The following is a 17,424-nucleotide window of genomic DNA, read 5'->3' on the forward strand; positions in this document are numbered from 1 at the left end:
GGATCGACCACGTGAAAAAACAGATTTTATTTCTTATGGCCATTACAGCTTTAAGCTCATTGGGTTTTTCCTGTGGAATCAAGGGACCACCACTTCCTCCGTTGCAGCCAGAAACAATACAAAAACAAAAAGCACAAGAAGCCGCAGCGGCGACGCCGTCTGATGCGACTCCTGATTCGACGACTAAAAAGAAAACTCAATGAGCTTGTTAAAAACCCATTTGATTTCAGGAGCGGGAAATACTTTCCACGTGAGCTTTGATGGTCACGATGAATTCACTTTGTGGGGAGCCGACAAGCGCAAAGAGATCACTCGCCGTGTCTGTGCTGAAAACAAAGCCGACGGATTTATTTTTCTTCAGGCGGCCTTAGAGCAAGAAAATCACTATCGTTGGTTTTTCTATAATAACGATGGCTCTGATGCCGAAATGTGCGGGAATGCCACTCGCTGTGTGGGCTACTACATTAAAAACATTTTGAAGAATGCCGCAACTCACTGGAGTCTACAAACTGTTGCCGGAGCGATTCGTATTGATTTTGTTAATACTGAATCCTTTAAAATCACCATGACACCGATTCAGCGCTATGATTCCTCTTTGGGATTTTTCTGTGATACGGGGGTGCCACATCTGGTGCTGGAACGTCAGGAAATATTACAAGATGAAGTGACTCGTCAGGCCTCGCGCAAACTGCGCTTTCACGAAGAGTTCCAACCACGTGGAACCAATGTGACTCAGGTCGTATTGGAAGATGACCCCAAAAAAGTGAAAGCAGTTTCGTACGAGCGCGGAGTCGAAGACTTCACTGATGCCTGCGGCACAGGAGCCATGGCGGCGGCTTTCTACAACTTAACTAAACGCGGTGAAAGTGAAACTCAGGTTGAAATGCCGGGGGGAACACTTATGATGAATTTATTTGATCTGGATAAACCCACAATGACGGGTCCTGCCATTTTATTAGGGAGTTACGAATATGAAATCTAGAACGGATTACAAAGGTGCTATTTCGGCCATTCCAACACCATTTCTAAACAAACAGGTTGATTTTGAATCCTTGAAAAAGATGATCGAGTTTCAACTTAAGGGTGGCATCTGCGGTTTCGTAGTGAATGGAACAACGGCAGAAAGTCCGACGCTCTCATGGGAAGAAGTTGAAAAAATCTATAAGCTCGTGCGCGAAATTGCGGGAACGCGTGTTCCGGTTATCGTGGGTACAGGCTCGAACAGCACAGATGACACTGTCGAAACCACTCAAAAAGCAGAAAAGCTAGGAGCCGATGCGGCGTTGGTGGTGGTGCCTTACTACAACAAACCTCCACAGCGCGGACTTGTGGCTCATTTCACTGAAGTGGCGACAAACGCGAACTTGCCAATCGTGATGTACAATGTTCCGGGTCGTACGATCACGGGTATGACAGCAGAAACCATTGCTGAGCTGACAAAAGTTAAAAATATTTTTGCGATCAAAGAAGCCAGCGGCGATATCGCCTTTGATGAAAAACTAAAACCACTGGTGCCAGCAGATTTTGTTATGCTTTCGGGTGATGATCCAACTTACCCTCAGTTTTTAAAGCTGGGCGGTTCCGGTGTGATTTCAGTGATGTCGAATGTAATCCCTGCTGAGTGCGCTCGCTGGTATGACATGGCCCAATCAGGCAAATGGGGCGAGCTAGAAGCTGATTTCGGTCGTTACAAAAAATTTATTTCTCAAATGTATCTGGAAGCGAACCCAATCCCATTGAAATGGATCATGTACAAAATGGGATTGTTTAAGTCTCCGGAAATGCGCCTACCGCTAGTGGCTTTGGACTCTGTTCATCACGAACCACTAGCCGGTGAAATGAAAACATTAGGGTTGATCTAATATGAAAATCAGAATCGGTCTTTTCGGTGGCAGCGGTAAAATGGGTAAAGCTGTCGAGCAAATGCTGCCGTTGTTGAAAACAAAAAATAACCTAGAACCATTCCTTTGTATCGGTAAAGATCGTTCGGGCCTATTTGCAATCAGTGCCAGTGACATTCATGATGTCGAAGCGGACATTCTAGCTGATGTGGATGTGTGGATTGAGTTCACTTCGGATAAAGGTTTGAAAGAGCTTTTAAAAGCCACTGAAAAATTTAAAACTCCGATTGTTTCCGGCTCGACAGGTCTTAGCGAGGCAGATTTCAAGAATTTGAAAAAAGCCGCCGGCAAAAGAAAAATTTTCTGGGCGTCTAATATGAGCCCAGGATTATGGGCTTTCCGTCAGGCGATGAAGGGCTTAAGCCATATTTCGCATTTTGATTTTGCTATGGAAGAGTTGCATCACACGCAAAAAAAAGACAATCCCAGCGGCACAGCGAAAACCTTGCACAGTGATTTAGAAAAAATCGTGGGTAAAAAAGTTTCAGCTCCGGTGGGCTATCGCTTAGGTGGAATTTTCGGAGTTCACAAGCTATTCGCTGCTTCTTCCAATGAAGTGATCACGCTTCAGCATCAGGCTTTGAATCGTACCGTCTTTGCTGAAGGTGCGCTGTTGGCCGCTGACTGGTTGGCGGGCTCAGTGAAAAAAGCGGGATACTATTCTATGGACGATATGATGCTTTCGAAACGCGTTAAAAAGTAATACAGAAGGGAAAACACAATGAAATTTTTTATCGACTCAGCAGATGTAAATGAAATCAGAGCCGCCAACGAAAGAGGTTGGGTTGATGGCGTAACAACAAATCCAACTTTGGTTGCCAAATCAGGTCGCTCTTTTGAAGACGTGATCAAAGAAATCTGCACGATCACCACAGGCCCTGTTTCTGCAGAGGTGATTTCATTAAAAGCCGATGAAATGGTTAAAGAGGGCGTGGCCCTAGCAAAATGGGCTGACAACGTCGTGGTAAAAATCCCGATGTGCGAAGATGGAATGATCGCTGTTAAAAAATTAACTGCGGAAGGCATTAAAACCAATGTGACTTTAGTCTTCACACCAATGCAGGCGATCTTGGCGGCAAAAGCTGGCGCCACAATGGTGTCACCGTTTGTTGGCCGTCTTGATGATATTGGAAACGATGGCATGGCCATGGTAAACGATGTGGTGCAAATCTATCGTAACTACGATTTTGCCACAGAAGTTCTAGTAGCGTCGGTTCGCGGACCATTGCACTTACAGCAGGCCGCTTTAATCGGTGCGGATATCGCGACAATTCCTTACAAAGTGATGCAACAGATGACAGGTCATCCGTTGACGACGAAGGGGATAGACATGTTCTTAGCCGATTGGAACAAAGCCAAGGGTCAGTAAAGACTCTGATCCTGCGTTGCCTTCGTCAACCCTTCCCTGCGGCGTGGATAAACCACGCCTCAGTCAGGCTTTCCTCGTCGCCTTGGCTCAGAGCCTTTCTTGACCCTTGGACAGTTTAAAAATTCGAAAACTGAACTCTATATAAAATATAGATCAAACAGGTGTGAGCGAAGCTTTTGCATAAAGGCTTCGCTATGGAAAATTTTGGGAAAAGAAATTTGCTAAATTTAGCAACTTTTCATAAAATCAAATTATGAGCCGTCAAGAGTATCGACTACCCTTGATGGTGAATAAGCGGTTTATCAATAAGGTGATTATTGATTCACATTATAAGAAAAAACACGGCAACTCGATGAACAGATGTATTTGGGCGTAATCAATGCCCACAGAAGATCATAGGTGAAGATTTATATGGGAATGCCAAAGCAGACAGAGCTAAGAAGAGTTCGGAAAAAGCTGAAAAAAATGGAAGGAACGTTGGCACTTAATCCGAACGCAACGGCTTTAGAGCGATTTCGTTGGAATCTGCATCAAAAGTTTGTGGAATATAAGTTGGATAAAAACATGACTCAAAAGGAAATGGCACAAAAACTTAAAGTAGATGAAAGCCATATCAGTAAAATACTTAATTATCGCTTAGATGAGTTTTCCACAGATCGCCTAATTCTGTTATATGCAAAGCTGAATCCCAAAGTTAAACTTGAAGTTGGATCTTAAGTGCCTCGAGGGCACCTCGACTTTGGGACTTTTAATTGTATTTCTGATGAGTGAATACTTGGCTTTTCTTGGCTTGGCGGAGCCTGTTTGTTACGCTTGAACCAGTATGAATTGGATGAAGAAGTTGGGGGTTCTGTGCGCCGGATTGTATCTGGTGGGCTGCCAAACCTCAGGTTACATGATTGAAGAGTCGAACTATTCAGTTAAGCAGCATCGTATTGCCATTACACAGGCAATGGGTCCGATCAATACTGTTAGTGCCAATGGGCGCGAGCTGACCTCGGTTTACCATGACCGCAGCCTGAAAAATATCGAGGTCACCCCGAAAGTAAAAGAGCGCTATTACACAAAAGCTATTATTTTAGGCCCCCGTCGCCCCTATCGAGTTTCGGTGGTGGTAAAGGCTGAAGAGCGAGATCCCGACACCGGTCGCTTTATGGAGGTCGGAATTGAAGAAGATCTGAGCCGCCGTCGTGCCTTGAGTATCCTCCAGATGCTTAACCAAAGTCCTGCTCCGAGTGGTATATTTGACGAAGAGATGCCCTTCTAAGTATCCTATTTGAGTAGTCAGGAGCTGAATTGACCATTTATTCGCTTACATTGTCATTGATGGTGGCATCGGTGTTTTTGTTTTCATCGAAAACAGAGCAATCGCGCGTAGTCACTATTCAGCGTCCACTGGTGATTACTCAAGAAAGAAAATCACCGGCCTTCTATGCTTATCAGCAGGCGCAAAAATTAAACGAGCGAAAACCTGCGGCTGTCTATAATAATGCTCCTTCTACACACTTAAGCACTTACAGTATCAAGCCAGAAAAAATACAACTGCAAGTGACAGAAATGAAACTCAGTAAACGTGAATTTGCTACGTTGGATGAAAGTGGCATGAGGATCGCTGTTTTTTCAAATCCACTTCAAAATGATTTCATGGACCCAGCACACGAGCGCGTTGTGGCTGAAGACTTTGTAACGAACGAACAAAAAGCCGACATGGGTTCTGCGGTTTCCGCTTTGACTCCTGAGGCGACTGTTTTATCTCCGGATAAAAAGTGGGCGACGATCAAAGGAAAATTCGAATTGATCGACGGAGTCGGCATCGTAGATCACTACATTGAAATTCGTCGCATCGAAGAGGGCATTTCACGTGAAGTGGGACAAATCGATTTGATGACGGGATCTTACGCTATCGAAATAGAGTCACCGCAAGGTTACTTGGTGGCTCAAGTACGCGATCGCAGCACGGGAGGCTTAGTTGGAGAAGATCGTGCCCGCCTATTTAATTTACAGAGTAAAGGGCAGTATTTCGAAGGACCATTTATTCGCGTTGGCCAACCACCAACATTGGCGATCAATTTAAGTTATAGTGGTGGAAATGGCAGCGGAGGCAGCGGAAAAAGTGCGATCAGTACAAAATCTGCAAAAGCTGTCGTTCCAGACAGTGCGTCTACTTTTTCTTCAGCAGTCAACAGTGTGGCGACAGCGACGTTGTTTGATAACCAAAATACGTTGGCTCAAGTGAACGATAAATTCAGCAACATTGGTTTGTGGTCGGCGACAATTTCTAGATTTTATGATCCTAGCCGTGTTTATAAAAACGTAACGACTATTCGTCAGACGGCAGATAAAAATGAAACGTCCGTGTTTACTTCTAAGTGGATTGAAGGCGTTGTTGAATATGTAGCTGACTTACAGAAAATCAGTTACCGCAGTAAAAATGCTCCGATTCTTATTGGAAGAGTTTTAGTTGATGGTAAACCTGTGGCTGGTGCCGAGGTGATGATCGAAAGTCATTTGGGACTTCAACCGATTTATTTCGATCAATTTATGATCCCAAGTATCAGCGCTAAGACCACCTCTGAAAATGGCTATTTCATGTTTGTCGGGCTGGATGTGGGAGCCTATAAAGTTTCAGCGATTCGCCGCCAACAAGCTTTAGGTGGACAAATGTTCTTAGCTGAAGCAGATGCCATTGCTTTTCAAAATATCGCGGCACAAAGCACATTGCGCAGTAAAACATTGCGCAGCTTTGATGCGTTCAGCTCGGAACTTGTGGAAACGGAAGCTTACGCATCAGAATCTCAGGCCGATGTTATTGAAACAAATGGTGGCAAAGCTCAAATGCAAAGTTATGCAGAAACGGGTTTAAGCGAAGTGATTGTGAAGCCACAAGATGCACGCTATTTATCAGTTCGCTACAACTACAATTCAAGACAAGACTACTTGCACTTGCCGCAAGTTCAAGAGGAATGGCTGCTGCAGGCGATTCGCACGTATAAAATCAATGTGATGCCACAAAGCGGAGTCATTATTGGTTTCACGCGGGACCTTGTTTATGATGCTTATCTTGTAAGTGAGAGCTTTTCTAAAAACGATGTTCTTTACTTCGATTCAACTGGGCACGTCACCACGACACTGACTACAGGTGGCGGATTTATTCTTTTCAATGTTCCCGTGGGAATGCGCGAAGTGGTTCTGCAAGAGCGCAAAACAGATCGTATTTTTTCTCAGGTTTTCAATGTCTTAGATCATCAGATCTCGGTCAGTCATTTTCAAAAAGATTAAAGCTAAAATTCGATTTAAGCTTCGATTTCACTTAGAACAAGAGTTTTAAAGAAGTCTCCGCGCTCTTCAAAACTTTTGAATTCATCAAGACTTGTTCCACCGGGACTTAGTAAAACCACATCTCCAGCATGAGCCCTTTTTTGACAGAAATTAATCGCAGAGCCGAGCTTTGTGAAGTATTCACCATGTAATCCCGATTTATCGCGGGCCAATTCGCCGCAAGCACCGAAGAAGACACAGTTGATGTTTTCATGTGTGCTCAGCACAGCCAAATCTTGCCATGGAAGATTCTTATCGCGCCCGCCCAACAAAAGGTAAAGCTTATTAGAAGGAGAGATATTTTCTAAGCAGCCTTTTGTGGCGACTAACACAGAATCCATTGCTGTCGCTTTGCTGTCATTTACATAAGTCACTTGGTTGATGTTCGCGACAAACTCCATGCGGTGGGAAAGTCCACGATAATGGGTCATCTCGAGCAGAGCTTTTTCAGGCCAATTCGCAGCGATGGCGATTTCTGCGGCCACGGCAAAGTTGTCTTTATTGTGTGAACCAATAAGGAAAAGTCGCGGCATTAAATCCTGTCGGGATGAATTGTCAGCATGAACCAAGCGATAAGGGCACTGAGCTTTCGAAGCATAGTGGACGGCATCGGCAGAGGTTTTATTAATCACACATAATGTGCGAGTTATTTCAGTGATACGCATTTTCGTCATGTAGTATTCAGTCAGGTCATTGTAGCGTTCAAGATGATTCGCCGACAGGAACGTAATAATAGAGTAGTCTAATTTAAGCGGACCACAGTTTTCTAATTGGTAACTGGAAAGCTCTAAAGCCACCCAAGTGGCACGCGGCTCACCTTGTAGAACCCGTAAAGCGTAATCACAAAGTGGAGTTCCAAGGTTGCCTCCGGCAAATGAGTGGGAATCAAAGGCTTTCATTCCGAAACCCAAAAGCGAGGTCACCGTGCTTTTGCCGACACTACCGGTGATGCCAATTACTTTTTCAGTGCTTAACACGCTGGCGCCTAAACCAATTTCAGATGTTAAGAAGACACCTTCCTGTACCATTTGCTGAATCCAGTCGGTTTTCAAAGAAAAACCTGGCGAAACCACTAATGTCTGTGGACGGCGTTCGCGTAATTTTGCTGGATCTTGAATTTGAGCAGACGGATTTTTGTCGTCAAAAGTGACGATTTGATCTGAAGAAAACCCCGCAGCGTTGAGTAATTTCAAAGCGGACAAACCACTTTTTCCTAAACCAATGATGGCAATAGGTGGCTTTAGATTTTTCAGATAAGAAGTGTTCATACTTTGAATTTAAACAGAATTGTGAAACAATGTCATGGTGAGTTTACTTTATACCGCGATAATCAGCGACCTACACTTAACCGATCCGGAACCGCCACGACATCAAACGAAGTCGCGCCATCCGCTTTGGAAAAAATTTAAAACTAAAGAGTTTTACATTGATGAGTCTCTGGTGCAGTTCTTAGATTTTATTCAAAAAGAAGCTAAGGGAAATCCGGTAGAATTAATTTTGAATGGCGACATTTTTGACTTTGATAGTGTGATGTCTTTGCCGGATAAACCTTTGTACAAAGTTAATTGGCTTGAAAAGCGCCGCGGACTTTTTCCCCGACAGGAAAAATCACTATTTAAAATTAAAGTGATTTTAGAAGAGCACAAACCTTTCATGGATGCTCTTCGTAAATTTATTTTAAATGGTCACAAAGTGGTGTTGATTCCAGGAAATCACGATGTGGAACTTCATTTTCCTGAAGTGCAGGATTACATTCGTAAAGTTTTAGATTTGCCAGAAGAGCACAAGAAAAACTTTGTTTTCACCAGCTGGTTTTACATCAGCAATAAAGACACGCTGATTGAGCATGGCAATCAACAAGATCCCTACTGTATCTGCGAAAACCCACTGAATCCGTTTTTGTTGGACTACAACGAATTGTCGGTTCGGTTGCCATTCGGAAATGTGGCCTGTCGTTATATGATGAATGGTTTAGGTCTATTCAATCCTCATGTTGAAAAAAACTACATCATGTCGGTGCCAGAATACATTCGCTTTTTCTTTAAGTATCTTTTGACGGCACAGCCGTTGATTATGTGGACATGGCTTTGGTGTTCAACAGCGACGCTGTGGCATGTAACTGTAGATCGTTTTGCGACCACATTTAAAGGTCACACCAGCCAAGAAAGCTTAGTGAATACGGCCGCAGTGAATTCGCAGGCGACGCCATCCATGGTGCGACAACTGCAAGAGTTGTTCGTCGTTCCCGCAACTAATAATCCGATTTTGATTGCAAAAGAGCTTTGGCTAGATCGCCTCTTCTTGATCAGCTTTGGCTTTATTATTATTTATATTATCGTGTTTCAATTAAAACATTTCCTAGGAATTTCGCTATTTTGGATTTTCCTTCCATTAGCTTTGTTTATTCCTTTTTTCCTTTTCTATGCCCGCTCTGTGACCTCTTTGGTTTCAGAATACAAGCAACCAAGTGAGGCTTTGCTTTCCCGTCAGGCCGAGATTGCTCAAGTTAAACGCGTGGTCTATGGACACACCCATATCCCACGTCATGAGTTCTATGGATTTGTGGAGCATTTGAATTCGGGCACGTGGTCTCCGGCCTTTACGAATGTGGAGTGTACGGAAACTTTTGAACGCAATCATTATGTCTGGATTACTCCGAGTACGACGAACCAAGGTGCTGGTCCTGAATCAGGTGAAAAAAGCCGCAAAGCCGAGCTGCGGCAGTTCAATACAAAAAAGCATCAGTCATAAAAATCTTGAACTCTGTTTAAGCCCTCTATAACGTTAATTCCGTCAAAAGAGTTGCAATACTTTTTAAATAAAAAACAAAGGAGATTTCATGAAATCATCAATTATGTCAGTAGCGGCCATCGCTTTGATTTTGTCTGGCTGTCAAACAGCACAAGAAAACCCAAATGCAGCAAAAGGTGTTGGTATCGGCGCAGCGGCAGGTGGTGTATTAGGAGCCGTGATCGGCAATCAGCAAGGTAACTCAGGTAAAGGCGCAGCTATCGGAGCTGTTTTAGGAGCAGGCCTTGGCGGCGTTATTGGTAATCGTATGGATAAACAAGCTAAGGAACTTGAAAAAGTTGCTGAAACAAAAAGAACAGAAGAAGGCTTAGTCACTAAATTGAAAAGCGACATTCTTTTTGAAACAGGAAAAGCTGATTTGAAGCCTCAGGCGAACGCAAACTTAGCTGAAATGGCGACAATTATGAAAAAATACCCAGAGAACGTTTTGACGATCAAGGGTTACACTGACAGCACAGGTTCAGCAAAAACAAACGAAACTTTGTCTTTGCAAAGAGCACAAGCAGTGAAAACGCAACTGGTGGCGAATGGACTTCCAGCTAACGTGATCACAACTGTGGGCATGGGCCCGTCTAATCCTGTGGCAGATAACAAAACAGATGCTGGACGCCAACAAAATCGCCGCGTTGAAGTGGAAGTGACTGTTGACGAAACAAAGGTTCCTAAAAAATAATAACAACTGATCAAACTGGACCCTCGAACGGATGCCGCTGGTTGTGTGCTGCATCAAAAACGAGGGTTTATTTGTCAAATAGCGGGCGCCTATGTCACGCTTTTTAAGTCATCAAAGGATTGGAGGCATCAATGTCTGAAGAAGTAGTTCTAGTAGTTACTAGTAAAGTTAAAAAATTCATTAAAGAAAAAGGTGAAATGAACACCTCTGCGGAAACTATCGATATGTTATCAAAAGCTATCGAGCGTTTGTGCTTAAAAGGTATCGAGTCAGCTAAAGCTGATGGTCGTAAGACTGTTATGGCTCGCGATATCATCATCGATCATATCTAAAGGTAGGCCGTACCTAATCCGCGTTTATATGCGGTTTAGCAAACAGCGGTTCAAGCTAAAAAGATTAAAAAGAAGAGACCCTCTGGGTCTTTTCTTTTTTGTATCGCAGACGCATCTGCAACACTGACTCAAACAGTGAACTAAAGCATTTTCAGTAAATCATCCCACGAAATAACGGGCACACCTAATGACTGTGCCTTATCGACCTTAGAGCCGGGATCATCCCCGACAACCAAATAACTTAACTTGGAAGACACTCCTGAAAGCAGCTTTCCGCCGTTGGCTTCGATCAACTCGTGAGCCTGATCGCGTTTTACGGGTAAAGTTCCGGTCACTAGAAAACTTTTTCCTGACAGAGGACCCTCAGTTTTTCGTTTGGCCTGTTCAAATTCAATAAAACCTGTGAGCTTTTTCACTTCGGCAACAAAGTCATTGTTTTCTAGTGAGCTTAAAATTGATAAGGAAACTTTCGGCCCGATTTCAGGAACTGTTTCCAGCTCTTCTTTTGTTGCCGCTAAAAATTTTTCAATGGTGACAAAGTGATCGGCCAAAAGCTTTGCCGTCTGTTCGCCAACAAAACGAATACCCAGAGCATAGATAAATCGAGCCACTGTGGTTTTGCGACTGGCCTCGATACTTTTTAAGATGTTATCAACGGACTTTTCCCCTTGGCGCTCCAGTGTAAGTAACTGATCTCGCTGTAATTCATATAATCCTGAAAACGAGCGGATCATTTCTTTGTCGACAAAAGCTTCAATTAATTTGTCGCCGACTTTTTCCAAATTCATGGCGCGTCTTGAAACAAAATGCTTAATAGCCTCTTTCAATTTCGATTTACAAAGAGGATTCACGCAGCGAAGAACAGCTTCCCCCTCTTCTTTGGCTGCCAAGCTATTACAGCTGGGGCAATGGGGTGGAATTTTAAAAGGTTCTGAATCCGTAGGGCGTTTCGATAAAATAACTGAAACCACTTCGGGGATAACGTCTCCGGCCCGTTGAATTAAAACGCTGTCACCAATACGAACATCTTTGCGGTCGATTTCATCTTGATTGTGTAAGGTCGCATTGGTGATCGTAACGCCGCCGACTTTCACAGGCTGCATGATCGCCACAGGAGTCAAAGCTCCGGTACGTCCGACCTGAACTTGAATAGTTTCAATCACCGTCTCGGCCTGTTCGGGTTGGAATTTGGCAGCGGTGGCCCAACGAGGACTGCGCGCCACAAGGCCTAGATCTTCCTGTTGTGCTAACGAATTCACTTTGATCACAATGCCATCAATATCAAAAGGCAATTGCTGGCGTTTCTTTTCAATATCTTGATAGTAATGGACAAGGTCTTGTGGGTCAGAACTGCAAGCAGTTAAGTCGTCTTCTAAAACAGGAAGACCAAAGGACTTGAACGTTTCGCCCACGCTTTTTTGTGTGGGAAAAGTAATGCCTTCATATTCACCCAAAGCATAGGCAATAAACTTGAGGGGTCTTGAAGCGGCTATTTTCGGATCTAGCTGGCGAACAGTTCCTGCTGCTGCATTGCGAGGATTCGCAAAGGTGTCTTCCCCGAGCTCTTCGTAGGCCTGATTCATTTCAAGAAAATCTTTTTTGTAAATTAAAACTTCCCCGCGCACTTCTAGAAGCGAAGGAATTTTTTTGCCTTTGAGTTTTAACGGAATAGTTTTGATGGTGCGAACATTGTGAGTCACATCTTCACCCACGACACCATCACCGCGAGTTAACGCGCGTACCAACTGCCCCTCTTCGTAGACCAGCTCCATAGAAAGACCATCTAATTTCAGTTCAGCGAAGTACTCTACAGGTTCTTCTGAGCGCAGGAACTTTTTCACACGCTGATCGAACTCTAAAATATCTTCTACCGAGTAACTATTCGCCAACGAGAGCATCGGTTTACGATGAGCCACTTTCTGAAACTGAGAAATAGCCTCGCCACCCACGCGTTGCGATGGTGAATCTGAAATATCCAGATCGGGGTACTTTTGTTCGAGGTCTAAAAGCTCGGCGAAGAGTTGATCGTACTCAAGATCTGGGATCTCAGGCTTATCGAGGGTGTGGTAAGCTTGATTATGATAGCTGACCAGCTTTTTTAGTTCATTATGGCGCTGAATAACCGACTTTGAGGGCATGATTATTTTTATAATGGATACCTGTCGTTGACAACTCAACTTAGAAGCTTTTAATTAATTAGTTCCTGTCTAAAAAAGGGGTTCATCCTTATGGCAATCGACGAAAAAGTTATCTCAAATATGGCAAAATTGGCTCGCTTACAAGTGACCCAAGAAGAAGCGGTAGAATTGGGCGAACAGCTCACGAAAGTTCTAAACCACTTCCAGCAAATTTCGCAAATTGACACCCAAGGTGTTGAGCCACTGGTCACACCATCCGAGATCAACTTTTTTGCCCGTCCAGACGAGGCGAAAAAAGAAAACTCAACGGAAGAAATGCTGGCAAATGCTCCAGATAAGGCCGGAAACCTATTCAAAGTTCCTCCGGTAGTTTAAAGGCACAATCTAATAAGGAGCCGTCATGGATTTAACAAAAGCCAGTTTTACAGAAGTTCGCGATGCGGTTCAAAGCAAGAAGATTTCGGCACATGAAGTGACGTCGTTTTTCTTGGGCCGAGTTGAAAAACTAAACCCTAAATTAAATGCGTTTATCGCCATGAATGATAAGGCGCTAGAAGAAGCCAAAAAAGTTGATGAGCGCATCTCAAAAGGTGAAGCCGTTGGTCCTTTAGCCGGAGTCAGTTTCGGAATTAAAGACTTACTGTGCACACGTAATTTGCGTACAACAGCGGCTTCGAAAATTTTAAGTAATTTTGTTCCTCCGTACGATGCGACAGTGGTGGCCCGTTTAAAATCTGCAGGGGCCATCGTTCTAGGAAAATTAAATCTAGATGAATTCGCCATGGGCTCAAGTAACGAGACCTCGTTCTTCGGTAAATGTTATAATCCATGGAACACAGATTATGTTCCTGGAGGTTCCAGTGGTGGGTCTGCAGCGGCTCAGTCTGCCCGTCTGACAATGGGAACCATTGGCACAGATACTGGCGGATCCATTCGTCAGCCCGCTAATTTTTGCGGGATTGTGGGGATCAAGCCCACTTACGGACGCGTGAGTCGCTACGGAATCGTGGCGTATGCATCATCACTAGATCAAGCGGGTCCAATGGTGTCATCTGTGGCCGATGCTGCCTTAGCTTTAGAAGTGATTTCTGGTCACGATGAAAAAGACTCAACCACCTCGACACAAAAAGTTCCAGAGTTTTCAAAAAGTCTTACAACAAATGTTAAAGGAATGAAAATCGGTATCGTAAAAGAATATCAAAGTGGTGAAATTCATCCTGATATTGCGAAGACCACGGAACGTGCGATCGAAGAACTTAAAAAAGCCGGAGCTGAAATCGTTGAAGTGAGCATTCCGTTAACTCAGTTTGCCGTTCCTATGTACTATTTGATTGCTGCCAGTGAAGCCTCATCTAATTTGGCTCGTTATGACGGCGTCAAATACGGCTATCGCTCTGACTTCCAAGACTTATCGTCCCTATCGCTTGAAGATTTTTACTCGCAAACGCGCGCCGAAGGATTTGGCAAAGAAGTTAAGCGTCGTATTATGCTCGGCACTTACTGTTTGTCTTCGGGTTATTACGATGCGTACTACAACAAAGCTTGCCAAGTTCGTCGGTTACTTCGTGAACAGTACATTGAAACATTTAAAAACTGTGACGCTCTTTTAAGTCCGGTGACGACGTCTCCGGCATTCAAAGTTGGCGAACGTTCTTCAGATCCGCTGAAAATGTACTTAAACGACATCTTCACGACCGCAACCAATTTAGCAGGTCTTCCTGGCCTCAGTGTGCCGTATGGTATGTCGAGCGAGGGAATGCCGATCGGGGTGCAATTAACAGGAGCTCATTTTCAAGAGCAAAAAATACTCAACATAGCAGCAGCCTTGGAAGAATCTTCGACAGTGAAAGGACAGGTGCCGCATGTCTTCTAGTCCAACTTACAGAGGCTTTGAGGCCGTTATTGGTATTGAAGTTCACGTTCAATTAAAAACACAGTCGAAAATTTTCTGTGGTGATGCCACGAATTTTGATGCTGCTGACAATGAAAATACATCTCCGGTCAGTGTGGGAATGCCAGGCACTCTGCCCGTTTTAAATAAGCAAGCGGTAGAGTTCGCGATCAAAACAGGATTGGCTCTGGGCTGCACTATCCGTAACCGCTCTGTTTTTGCTAGAAAAAATTATTTCTATCCTGATCTTCCTAAGGGCTACCAAATTTCACAGTATGACAAACCCATCTGCGAAAACGGAGAAGTGACCATCCTTGTGGATAAAGTTCCAAAAACGATCAGCATCACACGCGCCCACATGGAAGAAGATGCAGGTAAATCAACGCATTTTGGTGATTACACGCTCGTGAATTACAATCGCGCGGGAATTCCTTTATTAGAAGTGGTTTCGGGCCCAGACATGAGTTCACCACAAGAGGCGGCCGAGTATGGTCGTACGATCAGACAGATCGTGCGCTACTTAGATGTCTGCGACGGAAACTTAGAAGAAGGCTCTTTGCGCTGTGACTGTAACGTTTCGGTTCGCCGTATAGGTGAAGACAAGTTGGGAACAAAAGTTGAGTTAAAAAACTTGAACTCGTTCCGCTTTATTGAAAAAGCCATCGAATATGAAATAGATCGCCAAATCGACGAAATCGAAGCCGGAAAAGCGATCACTCAAGAGACTCGTCTGTATGATCCAGATAAGAATCGTACATATTCTATGCGTACGAAAGAAGATGCACAGGATTACCGATACTTCCCAGATCCCGATCTTCTGCCGATTTTGATAGATGAAACACAGGTCGAGCAATTCCGTCGTGAATTGCCTGAACTGCCTTTGGCAAAAGCGAAACGCTTTCAAACAGAGCTGGGACTTTCAGAGTACGACGCTTCTATTTTAACAGCCGAAAAAGGTTTGGCAGATTATTTTGAAATCGTCAGTGCTAAAAGTGGAAATCCGAAACAGTCAGCGAACTGGATCATGTCAGATTTGATTCGTGAAATGAACACACACAAAATCGAAGTAGAGAACTCTCCGTTAAAAGCAGAGGCCCTCGCTGAGTTGATTAAACTTATCGACAGCGGAAAAATTTCGGGAAAAATTGCAAAGACTGTTTTTGTGGATATGTGGACTACACGAAAATCCGCTGACGAGATCATCAAAGAAAAAGGTTTAGCTCAGGTTTCAGATACATCTGTTATCGAAAAGATCATCGATGATGTTTTGGCGGCCAATGCATCGCAAGTAGCTGAATACCGCTCGGGCAAAACAAAGGTCTACGGATTCTTTGTCGGTGCCGCGATGAAAGCCACAAAAGGACAAGCAAATCCAGATGTGGTGAACCAAATCTTGAAAAAGAAATTGGATAACGCCTAATGAAAGTGGCAGCGCTAGATTTCGGGTCTAATACATTCCTGTGTCTGATTGCCGAGGTGACGGAAGAAGGCCTTGGCACGATCTACTCTGACGAAGTCGAAATGGTTCGTCTTGGGCAAGGCTTAAATCAGAATAAAAAATTTCATCCCGAGGCTCTTGAGCGAGCCGATCGCTGTATGCAAAAATTTGCTCAGACAATAGCTCAGCATCAGCCGGAAAAAATTTTAGCGATGGCCACGTCGGCGGCGCGAGACGCCGAAAACAAAGACGAACTATTCCAATTAGCCCAGAAGCATGGAATTCCATTAGAAATTATCGCCGGCGACAAAGAAGCGACGATCACGTATCAAGGTGCGGTGTCAGCTCAGACAAATCCACAACAAGGTCTTTTGGTAATTGATATCGGTGGTGGTTCAACAGAGTTTATTTTTGGACAAGGGCCGAAACTTTTAACGGGAAAAAGTTTTGATATTGGCTGTGTGCGCTTAACAGAAAAATTTATCACAGCACAACCAACATCGGATACTGAAGTACAAAACGTAGTGCAATCCTTAGATAAAGCTTTAAACGAAGTGCGTAGCTTAATGCCACTGGGTTTTCAACTGGATACGATTTTAGCGGTGGCAGGAACGCCAACAGCTTTGGCCGCAGCGGATTTAGGTTATTTTGATGCGGCCAAGATAGATGGCTATGAGTTAACTGAGGAAATGTTGGCTCATTGGGTACAAAGATTACAAAAAGCCACTGTAGAAGAAAAAATTAAAATGGGAATTCCTGAAGGTCGCGCCGATGTGATTCTAATTGGTGCTCTTACCTTGTGGCGCGCCTTGAAGATTTTCCAGCAAACACGGATTCTGGTTTCGACCAGAGGAGTTCGCTATGGAGTCGCCCTTGAAATCGCTCGTCGTGCCCATTCAACAGCCCACACCGCAACACGCGCGTAAGCAAATGAAAAGCCACAATGCTCTAGTGTCGGTGTTGATGATGTTTTTTATTGGTGTATCGACATTGGCCCTACCCGCACAGGCCTTTGTTCAATTTGAAAAACGTCAAATTAAGTTAAGCTATAATAAAAGCAAACCAGCGCGCCAGCGCACGATCACGATTGAAGTGGCGGAAACTCCCGAACAAACCAATCATGGGATGATGTATCGTCAGTCCCTTAAACCGGATGAGGGAATGTTATTTGTTTTTTCTGAAGCCCGCCCGCTTTCTTTTTGGATGAAAAACACCTTTGTGGATTTAGATATAGGTTTTTTTGATAGCCAAATGGTTTTGGTGGATATTCAGCAGATGGCGGCCACTTCGACGATGCAGCAGAATCTACCGACCTATAGTAGTCGATTTCCGGCTCAGTACGCGCTCGAGATGCCTAAAGGGTGGTTTGAAAAGAATAAGTTTCCTGTAGGCACCCGCCTTGAGATTTTGAAGCCCTCATCTAAACGCCCGTCTCAATCTTCGCCCGAGCCAAAATCGAAGTCGAAATAGAGCCGAAATAGAGTTGAACCCTCGACTCGACCTTCGTCGGTGTCGAAAAAAGTCAATTCGACTTCGGTCTAGTCGATTGCAAT

Annotated in this window: 18 protein-coding genes; 16 read left to right on the plus strand and 2 right to left on the minus strand. The window is 44.1% G+C overall.

Going from position 1 to position 17,424, the window contains the following annotated elements:
• Positions 1-11 precede the first annotated feature (11 nt).
• The 8 genes from A11Q_RS00280 (at position 12) to A11Q_RS00315 (ending at position 6,549) form a co-directional block, all read left to right on the plus strand.
• Positions 12-203 carry a hypothetical protein gene (locus tag A11Q_RS00280; RefSeq protein ID WP_015468767.1) on the plus strand — a complete coding sequence of 64 codons (192 nt, stop codon included), beginning with the start codon at positions 12-14 and terminating at the stop codon, positions 201-203.
• Positions 200-982: a diaminopimelate epimerase gene (gene dapF, locus A11Q_RS00285; RefSeq protein WP_015468768.1), complete on the plus strand. Its 783-nt coding sequence runs from the start codon at positions 200-202 to the stop codon at positions 980-982. Before A11Q_RS00280 ends, dapF begins: the two co-directional genes overlap by 4 nt.
• Positions 972-1,862, plus strand: a complete 891-nt coding sequence (gene dapA, locus A11Q_RS00290; protein WP_015468769.1) for a 4-hydroxy-tetrahydrodipicolinate synthase — start codon at positions 972-974, stop codon at positions 1,860-1,862. Before dapF ends, dapA begins: the two co-directional genes overlap by 11 nt.
• Position 1,863: 1 nt before the next feature.
• A complete protein-coding gene (locus A11Q_RS00295) occupies positions 1,864-2,604 on the plus strand; it encodes a 4-hydroxy-tetrahydrodipicolinate reductase (protein WP_015468770.1) in 741 nt (246 codons plus the stop codon).
• Positions 2,605-2,622: 18 nt separating this feature from the next.
• Positions 2,623-3,270 carry a fructose-6-phosphate aldolase gene (gene fsa, locus A11Q_RS00300; protein WP_015468771.1) on the plus strand — a complete coding sequence of 216 codons (648 nt, stop codon included), beginning with the start codon at positions 2,623-2,625 and terminating at the stop codon, positions 3,268-3,270.
• 411 nt (positions 3,271-3,681) lie between these two features.
• Positions 3,682-3,987 carry an XRE family transcriptional regulator gene (locus tag A11Q_RS00305; protein ID WP_015468772.1) on the plus strand — a complete coding sequence of 102 codons (306 nt, stop codon included), beginning with the start codon at positions 3,682-3,684 and terminating at the stop codon, positions 3,985-3,987.
• A gap of 106 nt (positions 3,988-4,093) precedes the next feature.
• Complete coding sequence (locus A11Q_RS00310; RefSeq protein WP_015468773.1) at positions 4,094-4,537, plus strand: hypothetical protein; 444 nt, start codon at positions 4,094-4,096, stop codon at positions 4,535-4,537.
• A gap of 29 nt (positions 4,538-4,566) precedes the next feature.
• Positions 4,567-6,549 (plus strand): carboxypeptidase-like regulatory domain-containing protein, encoded by a 1,983-nt coding sequence (locus A11Q_RS00315; protein ID WP_015468774.1) that lies wholly within the window; start codon positions 4,567-4,569, stop codon positions 6,547-6,549.
• 14 nt (positions 6,550-6,563) lie between these two features.
• On the opposite strand, the gene murD is transcribed toward A11Q_RS00315, so the two are convergent.
• Entirely contained in the window at positions 6,564-7,856 is a 1,293-nt protein-coding gene (murD, locus tag A11Q_RS00320) for a UDP-N-acetylmuramoyl-L-alanine--D-glutamate ligase (RefSeq protein ID WP_015468775.1), read from the minus strand.
• Positions 7,857-7,890: 34 nt separating this feature from the next.
• Here murD and A11Q_RS00325 point away from each other — a divergent pair, with 34 nt between their 5' ends.
• The 3 genes from A11Q_RS00325 (at position 7,891) to A11Q_RS00335 (ending at position 10,404) form a co-directional block, all read left to right on the plus strand.
• Positions 7,891-9,339 (plus strand): metallophosphoesterase, encoded by a 1,449-nt coding sequence (locus A11Q_RS00325; protein ID WP_015468776.1) that lies wholly within the window; start codon positions 7,891-7,893, stop codon positions 9,337-9,339.
• Positions 9,340-9,427: 88 nt separating this feature from the next.
• On the plus strand, positions 9,428-10,072 hold the full coding sequence (locus A11Q_RS00330) for a YiaD family glycine zipper/OmpA-like lipoprotein (protein WP_015468777.1): 645 nt from the start codon (positions 9,428-9,430) through the stop codon (positions 10,070-10,072).
• Positions 10,073-10,203: 131 nt separating this feature from the next.
• Entirely contained in the window at positions 10,204-10,404 is a 201-nt protein-coding gene (locus tag A11Q_RS00335; RefSeq protein WP_015468778.1) for a hypothetical protein, read from the plus strand.
• Positions 10,405-10,544: 140 nt separating this feature from the next.
• On the opposite strand, the gene ligA is transcribed toward A11Q_RS00335, so the two are convergent.
• Positions 10,545-12,542, minus strand: coding sequence for an NAD-dependent DNA ligase LigA (gene ligA / locus A11Q_RS00340; RefSeq protein ID WP_015468779.1), 1,998 nt, complete (start codon positions 12,540-12,542; stop codon positions 10,545-10,547).
• Positions 12,543-12,632: 90 nt separating this feature from the next.
• On the opposite strand from ligA, the gene gatC reads away from it, so the two are divergent.
• Genes gatC through A11Q_RS00365 form a run of 5 tightly spaced genes read left to right on the plus strand, consistent with a single transcriptional unit; the run spans position 12,633 to position 17,341 of the window.
• Complete coding sequence (gene gatC / locus A11Q_RS00345; RefSeq protein WP_015468780.1) at positions 12,633-12,917, plus strand: Asp-tRNA(Asn)/Glu-tRNA(Gln) amidotransferase subunit GatC; 285 nt, start codon at positions 12,633-12,635, stop codon at positions 12,915-12,917.
• A gap of 25 nt (positions 12,918-12,942) precedes the next feature.
• Positions 12,943-14,415, plus strand: a complete 1,473-nt coding sequence (gatA, locus tag A11Q_RS00350; RefSeq protein WP_015468781.1) for an Asp-tRNA(Asn)/Glu-tRNA(Gln) amidotransferase subunit GatA — start codon at positions 12,943-12,945, stop codon at positions 14,413-14,415.
• Positions 14,405-15,853: an Asp-tRNA(Asn)/Glu-tRNA(Gln) amidotransferase subunit GatB gene (gatB, locus tag A11Q_RS00355; RefSeq protein WP_015468782.1), complete on the plus strand. Its 1,449-nt coding sequence runs from the start codon at positions 14,405-14,407 to the stop codon at positions 15,851-15,853. Before gatA ends, gatB begins: the two co-directional genes overlap by 11 nt.
• Positions 15,853-16,797, plus strand: coding sequence for a Ppx/GppA phosphatase family protein (locus A11Q_RS00360; RefSeq protein ID WP_015468783.1), 945 nt, complete (start codon positions 15,853-15,855; stop codon positions 16,795-16,797). Before gatB ends, A11Q_RS00360 begins: the two co-directional genes overlap by 1 nt.
• Positions 16,733-17,341 (plus strand): DUF192 domain-containing protein, encoded by a 609-nt coding sequence (locus tag A11Q_RS00365; RefSeq protein WP_083860452.1) that lies wholly within the window; start codon positions 16,733-16,735, stop codon positions 17,339-17,341. Before A11Q_RS00360 ends, A11Q_RS00365 begins: the two co-directional genes overlap by 65 nt.
• The last annotated feature ends 83 nt before the right edge of the window (positions 17,342-17,424 follow it).

The sequence above is a fragment of the Pseudobdellovibrio exovorus JSS genome (genome assembly GCF_000348725.1).
GTDB classification, from domain to species: domain Bacteria; phylum Bdellovibrionota; class Bdellovibrionia; order Bdellovibrionales; family Bdellovibrionaceae; genus Pseudobdellovibrio; species Pseudobdellovibrio exovorus.